10 protein-coding genes are annotated in these 9,178 nt (G+C 40.0%); 5 read left to right on the forward strand and 5 right to left on the reverse strand.

Features of this window, described 5'->3' with window-relative positions; translation table 11 throughout:
• Window positions 1–188: 188 nt before the first annotated feature.
• Complete coding sequence (locus O9332_RS09110; protein ID WP_002763521.1) at window positions 189–857, forward strand: hypothetical protein; 669 nt, start codon at window positions 189–191, stop codon at window positions 855–857.
• Between the two features lie 178 nt (window positions 858–1,035).
• On the opposite strand, the gene O9332_RS09115 is transcribed toward O9332_RS09110, so the two are convergent.
• The 5 genes from O9332_RS09115 to O9332_RS09135 form a co-directional block, all read right to left on the reverse strand.
• Entirely contained in the window at window positions 1,036–1,797 is a 762-nt protein-coding gene (locus tag O9332_RS09115; protein WP_002763522.1) for a sulfite exporter TauE/SafE family protein, read from the reverse strand.
• Entirely contained in the window at window positions 1,798–2,349 is a 552-nt protein-coding gene (locus O9332_RS09120; protein WP_002763523.1) for a DUF2854 domain-containing protein, read from the reverse strand.
• A 411-nt stretch (window positions 2,350–2,760) separates the two neighbouring features.
• On the reverse strand, window positions 2,761–4,443 hold the full coding sequence (locus O9332_RS09125) for an alpha/beta hydrolase (protein WP_288025037.1): 1,683 nt from the start codon (window positions 4,441–4,443) through the stop codon (window positions 2,761–2,763).
• Window positions 4,444–4,854: 411 nt separating this feature from the next.
• Entirely contained in the window at window positions 4,855–6,165 is a 1,311-nt protein-coding gene (locus O9332_RS09130; RefSeq protein WP_002763525.1) for a mechanosensitive ion channel family protein, read from the reverse strand.
• A 2-nt stretch (window positions 6,166–6,167) separates the two neighbouring features.
• Complete coding sequence (locus O9332_RS09135) at window positions 6,168–7,460, reverse strand: sugar ABC transporter substrate-binding protein (protein WP_002763526.1); 1,293 nt, start codon at window positions 7,458–7,460, stop codon at window positions 6,168–6,170.
• Between the two features lie 203 nt (window positions 7,461–7,663).
• Here O9332_RS09135 and O9332_RS09140 point away from each other — a divergent pair, with 203 nt between their 5' ends.
• The 4 genes from O9332_RS09140 to O9332_RS09155 all read left to right on the forward strand — a co-directional run bounded on the left by O9332_RS09140 (window position 7,664) and on the right by O9332_RS09155 (window position 8,977).
• Entirely contained in the window at window positions 7,664–7,873 is a 210-nt protein-coding gene (locus O9332_RS09140) for a type II toxin-antitoxin system HicB family antitoxin (RefSeq protein ID WP_002763527.1), read from the forward strand.
• Between the two features lie 297 nt (window positions 7,874–8,170).
• Complete coding sequence (locus tag O9332_RS09145; protein WP_002763528.1) at window positions 8,171–8,500, forward strand: hypothetical protein; 330 nt, start codon at window positions 8,171–8,173, stop codon at window positions 8,498–8,500.
• Window positions 8,501–8,509: 9 nt separating this feature from the next.
• Entirely contained in the window at window positions 8,510–8,707 is a 198-nt protein-coding gene (locus O9332_RS09150; RefSeq protein ID WP_002763529.1) for a hypothetical protein, read from the forward strand.
• A 3-nt stretch (window positions 8,708–8,710) separates the two neighbouring features.
• Window positions 8,711–8,977 carry a type II toxin-antitoxin system RelE family toxin gene (locus O9332_RS09155; protein WP_002763531.1) on the forward strand — a complete coding sequence of 89 codons (267 nt, stop codon included), beginning with the start codon at window positions 8,711–8,713 and terminating at the stop codon, window positions 8,975–8,977.
• The last annotated feature ends 201 nt before the right edge of the window (window positions 8,978–9,178 follow it).

The raw sequence follows: 9,178 nt of genomic DNA on the forward strand, positions 1-9,178 counted from the left end.
GACTCCGAGACTCCGAGACTCCGAGACTCCGAGACAGCTATCAGGGATCGGATTTGAGTTTTCAGTTCACTGTTTACTCACATCAGCAAAAGGCTGACGGCTGAGAGCTTAGATGTGTAATTAATTTTGCTTAGGTACTTATCCTGTTAGAATCGAAACGACAGCAGCGATCGAGGAGTGCAAAAAATATGGCAGCGGGCCATGAAGAAAATCCGAGAATGCCCCTAGATAAAGTTATTTTTGTCATTGCTTGCGTCTATCTAGGTTGGGTGGTGGCATGGCTAATCAGTCAAAAAAATGCCCCTGTCTCTCAAAATGGCACGATTTCCCCGGAAGATCAAAAGTTTATCGCCTATCTGCAATCATCTCTGACTATTATCGATCGCCAAGGTGCAACTTCATCCCCCGATCCTGATCCTTCTCCTAAAAATAACCCTTCTCCGGTAGCCACGGTTCCACCACCACCCCCCGCTAATTTACCGGTTAATAATACTCCCCAGATCATAGAAAGAATTTACGTTCCCGTTTATCCCCAAACCCCTGAAACGGCTGCCAAAATTGCCCCGGTTACACCCGCAAATCCCGACATTTCCGCGCCACCATTACCGGCTGCCCCCCAAGTGCATCGGCCGACAGCAGCGGTTATTCCCACTAATAATCAGGTAAAAAATACCCTGGTGGGGGTGATGGATTTAGGCGATCGATCTTCAGCTTTATTTGATAATAAGGGGATAACGACGCGTATTTCTCCGGGGGAATTTATCAACGGTTGGACTTTAGTGGAAGTTGGTAGTCAACAGGTTATTTTGTCTCGCAACGGACAAACGAAAGTCTTAGAAGTGGGACAATCTTTTTAGGGTGAACTCCCGGCTGGGCGAGATTGTCGGGGCTTCTGAACTCACGGGGGAATGCCTGAAGATAGACTTACGCCCACCTTGCGGATTTGGTATGATAGAGACAATTAGAACAGGTTTGAGAACTAGGAAAAAATCTATCAATCTCCCTCAATAAAACACCTTATTGACAAGCATTTTGTTAACGAAGAAAATAAACTGTAGCGGTAATAATACTCAGAATTACCACAGTCCAGCGCAGATAACTAGGAGAGATAATTCTAGCTAGTTTTCCCCCCAATAAACCCCCAATTAAAGAGCCAATTGCTACCACTATCGCCGCCGACCAATCTACCTGATTAGAAAAGAGAAAAAACCAAGATGCCGCTACATTAACCACCAAAGAAAGCAACTGTTTTAAAGCATTTAATCTCGTGAGATTATCCTTGAGAAATAAGCCCAAAATTGCCAACTCAATCACCCCTAAACCCGCCCCAAAATAACCACCATAAATTGAAGCGAGAGCGATGGGTAAAACCGCCAAAATTTCTGGTATATGACCATTTTCGTCCCCCTGTCGCCGCTGCAACCAAGAGCGTAAAGTATCTTGAAAAGCCAATAAAGCCGCCGCTAAAAGAATCAGAAAAGGAATCAGGCGCTCAAATACTTTATCACTACTATTTAACAGCAAAATACCACCGATAATGCCGCCAATAACTGCCGATGGTAGTAATAACCTAATCCGTTTTTGTTGCCCGTGCAGGTCTTTTTTTTGGGCGAGAGTTGCCCCCAGATAACCGGGGCATAAAGCGACGGTATTAGTCACATTTGCCATCACTGGTGGGATACCCACCGCCATCAGCGTCGGAAAAGTAATCAGACTACCGCCACCGGCAAGAGCATTAATTAAGCCGGCAGCCACGGCAGCGATTGCTAGGAAGCCATACTGAATAGGCGTGAGCATTTAGGCGTTAGGGATAGTAATTAGGGCTAAATCAATTTTTTCCTCGTCAACTTGCTTAATTTCGGCTTTAATTCCTGGTCCAAAATATCTTTCGATTTTTTCCTGTTTTGCCAGCCACTTTTCTAGGGGTAAAAGGGGCGATTCAAATTCTAGGGTGAGACAATAGGCGGAATCAACAGCAGTTTCACGAATTGCCACTAAAGTCGGTCTTTCCTCGTCCGTGGGGCTTAATCCCAGCTTTTCTAGGGCTTCATCCAGATGCACTTCCTGTCCGTAGCGATAGCGGGTGACATCGTTGCGAAGTTTGGTTTGGGTGACAGTGGCCTGTTGTTGGCGCAATTGCAATATTTCGGGGCTAGTGGGTTGACTGAAGGGTATAGGTTTGATTTCTGAAGCTTTTAGGGCTAAACCTCCCAATAATAACGGTAATCCGTAGAAAAAACCCGCTAAATTTACCGTGGCGTTACCTTGGGCATAACCGATGATCCCGATAACCGTTAAAATACTGCCTAAAATTAAGCCAAAGTATGATAGTCTAATTTTCCTGAGCATGAAATAATTTTTTTCTTGAGTACGCTAATCCTTTAGAGATTATACAACTCCAAAGAATCTTTTTTGCAGATGGGCAGTGGGGAGATTTTTCAGTTATCAGTCATCAGTCATCAGTCATCAGTGAAAAGAAAACAACGAACTTGACACTTAATAAGTAAGTAATCTCAATTAACTGTTAGATAGTGGGACAGGCTTCTGGTTTTTTGTATTTTATCTTTAATTGTAACCAGCTACTTAGTTGATGATAGGTGGTGCGTTAGGACGGATTGTTACCTTCAAGTCAAAACAGGAATTTTTGCCGTCTAACGCACCCTACGTTTTACTTAGTTGATGATAGGTGGTGCGTTAGGACGGATTGTTACCTTCAAGTCAAAACAGGAATTTTTGCCGTCTAACGTACCCTACGTTTTACTATTGCCGATGTACTCGCAATTTCTCAATTAATTGAGATAATTTCTGGTCAGAAGCGGCAGTAATAAAGTCTAATTTAAACTTTTGTCCCTGACTGAGATATTCTGCATAACTAGACCGAAGAAAAGGACGAAACTTTTCATTATCAGCAATATAAACTTCAAAAAAAGAGACCAATAAAGCCCCCGCATAATCCTCGATTAAATTTTGATCGGGTAAAGTGATATCGACCACAGACTCCAGGGTTTTTTGCATTCCTGCATCCAATTCTGTAAAATTTACATGAGCTTGTCCCTCCACCATGGCCAGATATTTATCCGGCGTTTTTAACCAAGTAAAAGGAATGGCCTGTTCAAAAATCGGATTAGCTGCTGGGTCATAACTTCCTGAACCCAAGAGGACAGGAATCGAGATTTTACTTAAACCTTTTTCCCCAAAAATACTGCGGTTAACGGGATTAGCTGCAAAGACGGCCGTGACTCGTTCATCGCGAAAATTATAGACCTGTCTAGGCAATTCTAGGGCGCGACATTCCAGTAAAATTGCGATATTAATCCCGGAATAAGGACGGTTACAATCTTTAGCAAGATTATCAAAATCAATTTGCGCGCCAGCAACAGCTAGAGATGTATAACCCCCAAAGGAATGACCCGCTACTCCCACATTAGTTAGGTTAAGTTTACCTTGAAATTGACTAGCATTTCGTCTGGCTAATTCATCGATGACAAAGCTAATATCTTTGGGTCGATTAATAAACTCATTGCCATCAAAAATATTGCGATAATACCCCCCTAACATTCCTTGTAGGTATTGGGTATCACTGCCGGGGTGTTGCGGTGCCGCTACTAAAAATCCGTAGGAAGCTAGATGTTCAATTGCTTGGGCATAATCTTCTGGTCGCGAGGCTAATCCGTGGGAAAAAATAATTACAGGTGTTTTGCCTTCTCGGAAAGTTTGCGGGATATAAACATTCACATATAAACTGCGATTGCGACTGCTATCGGTTAGGTTCCAAACTTCTTTTTTTACCTGAAAGCTACCGCGCTGACGCAAATCGGGTAAACTGGCATAATTAATCGCTGGTTTAACGGCAGCGGCTTCCTCGGCTGTCCAGAGGCGCATATCTTTGATAAATATTTCCGCCACATAAACCGCATAATCGATGGTTTTAGCTAATCCGAGGATTTCTTCCCCCTGTAACTGTATATTATTGGGGAATTTTTTCAGGACATTTAAAAGGGTTAATCCCCCCGGATCGAAAGCGGCACTAACAATCGCACCCCGCAGGGCATATTTACCATTAATTCCCCCTTCAATGGTGATGCCTTTGCCCAAACGAGAGAGCATATCAGCACCCATCACACTATTAAAAAAACGAGATAGTAAAACAGGATCGATGTCAATTTTTGTTAATAAAGCCTCACGAAACTGCTCTCTTGCTTCGGGAGTTGCTCTGGCGAGAAATCTTTTTAAATTAGCATCAATCTTTCCTTCTTTAGCAAAGGTTTCTAGGGATGCTACCGATACGGAAAAGACGAGGGGAGTATAGACAAATTCAATTTCTTCGGCGGCTTTTAGGGGTAAAGCGGTCATACCCGCGGCGAAAAGACCTAGGAGAAAAGCTCGCAGCCGACGGGTGGGATTATTTCTGGGAAAACGATTTTGTAAACGGGGGATAATCATGGGATTTTTAGTTAGGGTAAATGACAACAATTAAAAGGGAAAAGTAGCATACGGCCAGTTGAAAAACGGTCTTGGTTACTTGATTTCCTTAACCACGGCTCAAAGGTATTGAGACGAAGGTTTCTGAGGTACTAAGGGGCCAATTTAAGGCTAGGGCAAGCGATAAAGTGCCAAGCAAAGTAGGACGAAAAAGCATGAGCAAAACCTCGATAGATTAATCTGGGAGATTTTGATTCTAGATTATTGAGTATTTCTGAGTATAACATCTAAAATAGATATTATATTAAAGTTGTTTTTATGTCAAGACATGAGTCATTAATAAAAAAACAATAAATACATACATTTAATAAGTGAAAGTGATATATTTTGAGATGAAAATAATCCGATAGGGTTTTTGACTGGGATAAATTGCTAATTATTGCGAATGTGAATATCTTGCTGCGGGAAGGGAATCTCGATACCCTGTTGAGTAAACCTATCAAGAATAACACAATTAATATCACTAATTACTCGCTTTTTCCTGTTGACATCATCCAACCAGAACTTTAATTCAAAGTTTAAACTAGAATGATCAAAATTAAGAAAAAAGGCTACTGGTTCGGGGTTTTTAAGTATGTGAGGATGTTGCTCGGCAATGTCTAGCAATAAATTCATCACCTGTTGGGCGTTAGAATTATAACCAACTCCGATAACAACTGAACAATAAATCAAGTTATCACTACCCGTGTAGGTGGTGACATCCTCAGTAAAAAACTTTTGATTGGGAATAATTTTTTCGGAATTGTCTGTAAGAATTTGCACTGTTGTCGCTCGAATACCTAGCTTTTTTACCTGAGAAGTCTGTCCTTCAATATTAATGATATCACCGGGTTTGAGAACTTTTTCAAATAATAGTAAAATACCGCTAATGAAATTACTTACCACTTGCTGCATACCGAAACCAATACCCACCGATAAACCGCCAGTAATTGCCGCTATTGCCGTTGCATTAACTCCCACATAACCCAAGATGATAATAAAACCTAAGACAATGAAAAAATAACGTCCTAACAGTAAAGTTGCTTCAATTTCACCGCGACTCGCTTGCTGATTTAAATTAGTAATGCTCAGAATTATACTCTCTATAAGAACAACAATAATTACCAGAAAATAGGGAGCTATTATCAAAATAAATATGCTTCTCAATGTGATCGGACTATTGAATAAATTGAAGGGAGATACTTGGGCAATTTCTTGAATATTATTGTAAACACCAATAATATTTCTCAGGAGGAATAATACCAATAAAGGTGCTAAAAGCCGACCATGATAATATTTAATTGTATTGACGGAAAACCTAGCGTATAATCCAGCTAATAAACAACGATAAATCAAATAAAAAAATATTAATTGTATGGATAAATTAATCATTCCTCTTGTCCAGTTTTGACTGAAAAAAATTAGATACTTTAAGTCAAGTAAAATTAGACTAATAACTGGAAAATTAAGAAAATGTATCAGGATAGCAAAATATTGACGGAGGGTTAATTTTTTATCACTATGGATCAAACTGGTGACGGGAGTAAATCTTTTTTCTAAGTAAGACCATAACCATTTTGATAATAACCAAGCAAGAATTAAAGACAGAAAAATGATCGCTAATTGACTTTGAACATTCCTGCGTCCTAAAAATAATAATTGGTTAGCAATTATTTCCGAAAGAGAGGGGATATTGTTGTTCATAATTAATTTATTTTCCTGACTTCCTGATCGAGACCTGATTGAATATAAAGTGTCAGTTTTTGGGCTGCTGCTGAGGAAGATATTTCACCAGCGATCGCTCTTTCATACCAAAATTCTCCTTCTTCTAAAATTTTATTCAACTTTTCCCAATCATCCAGAGGTACTGCCACGGCATTTTGAGATTGTTGTAATAATACCGATTCGAGCGGTAGTAAATTTCCTTCGATCTGCACCCGTCGATTAGTGGGAATAAAACTTTCTGTTTGGATGATTGCTTGTAATTGTTGTTCGGGATTAGAGAGAAATTTTCCTAAAGCTAACCCCAAACTATTTTCATTATCACTATTATTGCGATTAAATACCATCACCCGTGTATAGAGAATTGGTGCTGCTTTACCCTGAGTTTCTTGGGGAAGTAAAGCGACTCTGAGATCATCTTGTAGGCTGTTTTTTAAATCGGCAATTTCAATAGAATTACACACATAATAGGTTAAGCGACCTCCAGCAAAGGCATCATGAAGTAATTCCCGTTGACGATTGAGGATAAAATTAGGCTGTGACGAGGCAAATTTTAGCCATTCTAGCCATTTTGCCCAACCATCTAAGCGAGGTTGCAGCCGACCCTGATCATCCCACAAATAGCCGCCAAAAATTGCCATTCCCCAAAAAGTATCTTCAAAAGAGGAAACTATCCCCACAGAATAGCCTTTGCGCGCACGTTCCACTAATCCCCCTAAACTGGTGGGAGGTTGCTTCAGCGCTGGATCGGGACTAACTTGTAATTTTTTTTGATTATAACACAGTACATTGGTACGAGAACCTAAGGGAATGCCGTAGATTTTTCCTTGATAGCTAACTTGTTTCAGCGTCGGGGGATAATAAATAGATAAATCTAGATTGTTCTGGTCAATTTCCTCCAGTACTCCTTGGGATACTAATCTGGGTATATTTCTCGAAAAAATTAGAATAACACTCGCACCCAATCCGCTTTGAGATTGTTTAAAAAAACGTTCGGGTATCTCATCAACAGGAATAGCTTGTTCAAGAATTGTCACCTGCGAATTTAATTTTTCAAACTCTTGCAAACCGAGACCTACTACTTCAGTTAAATTGCCCTCTTCTGGATACCAAACCAAAAGGGTTCCTTGCAGTTGCTCCGATGATTGGTTAGGAAGATCACTAAAACAAGCATAAAGAAAAATTGGCATCAAGATAAAAAGCAATAGGAGCGATATAATTCCCCTTATTTTTTTACTTCTCCAAGCAGTTTTAACTCTGAGCCTTAGAAATTGCATCGCTCGTGATCCTTCAACAATCTTGCCATCTATTCATAGTACATGAAAAGGTGAATAATAATCTTCATCAGAAAAATAATTAACATGATTTTTTGTCAAGAGCCACCAGTATAGCAATAATCCCAGTTACTATCGGCTGCCATAATAGAATTAGTCCAAAACGCCCTGCAAGAACTACAAAATCTAGAGGAGGAAAACACCCCATGACCCATCACTACAGCATCACCATTCAATGGTCAGATGAAGACCAAAAATTTATCGCCCATCTACCTGAGTTTGGACCCTATACTCATACCCATGGTGAAACCTACAATGCAGCCCTACAAAATGCCCTTGAAGTTCTATATCTCCTTATCGAAGACTACACTGCACAAGGCAAATCTCTCCCACGTCCCCAGGCTATTTCCGCGTAGCCCAAATATCCTCTATTACATTTCAGTCAGAACCGACAACCCCGAAATAAATGATGAAAACGTCAGCCAATAAGTAATTTTTGCTTTATTATGAGAGTAATCCCCTAAACCGTTAGAGGCGTAAGGCTTACGCTGAACAGAGAATCTCTCAACCCAAACCCTGAAGGAGTTAAAGATGACTGACCCTTTAACCGCGAGTGTACTGGTAACTCTGGCAATCCAAGAGTTCATTAAATCAGGTACAGGAGATTTAGCCAAACGCTTTACGGCGGAGGCTGTGGCGAAAATTCCTGTATTGTGGAGAAAGGAAAATCGGTCAAGGTCAATGAAGCATTGGCTAAATTGGAAAGTGGAGACAGTACGGACATTGAAACTATTACCAAAAAGTTGGATATAATTTTGGCTGAAGATCCTCTTTTTGCTGAGGAGTTACGAATTTTAGGACAGGAAATTCAAGCAGGGGAAATCAGCCAAGTTGGTTTAGATGACTTTGAAGCGGGAGAACTAGATGCTGAAATTGATCAAATAGTGAAAGGAAAAACAACGACTAAAACAGAACAAATTGGCACAAAAGGGGTAAGGGTTACAGGAAAAGCGACTATTAAAATTAAGCAAAACATTGATTAGGAGACAAAAATGTTAGAAAATCAAGCTCAAGCACTCAAGCCTATTGTTAAAGAGATTTTGCATGAATTATTATTGCAAGAACGGGAAACTTTAACAGATGTAATTTATGAAGTAATAGAGGATATTGCTCTAGCCAAGGCAATAGAGGAAGGTCTTGACGATGAAAATGTCAGTCGAGAAGAAATTTTTTCGTTATTAGCAGAGTAAATCATGCAAGTTGAATTTCGTCGCCTTTTTTTTCGAGATTTAGGCGCTATCAACGATCGTAAGCTACGACAACGAATTGAATCTGTCATTGCGGAGGTAGAAGCAGCCAATAGTCTAGCTGAATTAAGAAATATCAAAGCTATTGAAAGCAAACCGAGTTACTATCGGCTAAGAATAGGAGATTACCGCGTAGGTATTTATATTGAGGATAATATCATTGCCTTTGTACGAGTTTTGCACCGTAAAGAAATGTACCGTTATTTTCCCTAAGCCATGAACGACAAACTCAAGCAAACTAGAATTAAAGGTTATACGTTAATCTTATCAAAGATGGCTCTTCGTTACTTGTTATGGTTCGATAGGGGGGCATAAATCGACTAAATCCTTATCTGGCAAGAGACTTAATTGATTAGTTCGCTCTAGATAAAAAACAATTGACAAAAATCGCTAAATGCCTTTCTCTATAAGGGT

The sequence above is a fragment of the Microcystis sp. LE19-10.1B genome, from assembly GCF_027530565.1.
Classification (GTDB): Bacteria; Cyanobacteriota; Cyanobacteriia; order Cyanobacteriales; family Microcystaceae; genus Microcystis; species Microcystis aeruginosa.

What these genes read in the sequence shown, in the direction of transcription:
- O9332_RS09110 (WP_002763521.1), top strand. Translation starts at nt 189, where the DNA reads ATGGCAGCGGGCCATGAAGAAAATCCGAGAATGCCCCTAGATAAAGTT.
- O9332_RS09115 (WP_002763522.1), bottom strand. Translation starts at nt 1,797, where the DNA reads ATGCTCACGCCTATTCAGTATGGCTTCCTAGCAATCGCTGCCGTGGCT.
- O9332_RS09120 (WP_002763523.1), bottom strand. Translation starts at nt 2,349, where the DNA reads ATGCTCAGGAAAATTAGACTATCATACTTTGGCTTAATTTTAGGCAGT.
- O9332_RS09125 (WP_288025037.1), bottom strand. Translation starts at nt 4,443, where the DNA reads ATGATTATCCCCCGTTTACAAAATCGTTTTCCCAGAAATAATCCCACC.
- O9332_RS09130 (WP_002763525.1), bottom strand. Translation starts at nt 6,165, where the DNA reads ATGAACAACAATATCCCCTCTCTTTCGGAAATAATTGCTAACCAATTA.
- O9332_RS09135 (WP_002763526.1), bottom strand. Translation starts at nt 7,460, where the DNA reads ATGCAATTTCTAAGGCTCAGAGTTAAAACTGCTTGGAGAAGTAAAAAA.
- O9332_RS09140 (WP_002763527.1), top strand. Translation starts at nt 7,664, where the DNA reads ATGACCCATCACTACAGCATCACCATTCAATGGTCAGATGAAGACCAA.
- O9332_RS09150 (WP_002763529.1), top strand. Translation starts at nt 8,510, where the DNA reads ATGTTAGAAAATCAAGCTCAAGCACTCAAGCCTATTGTTAAAGAGATT.
- O9332_RS09155 (WP_002763531.1), top strand. Translation starts at nt 8,711, where the DNA reads ATGCAAGTTGAATTTCGTCGCCTTTTTTTTCGAGATTTAGGCGCTATC.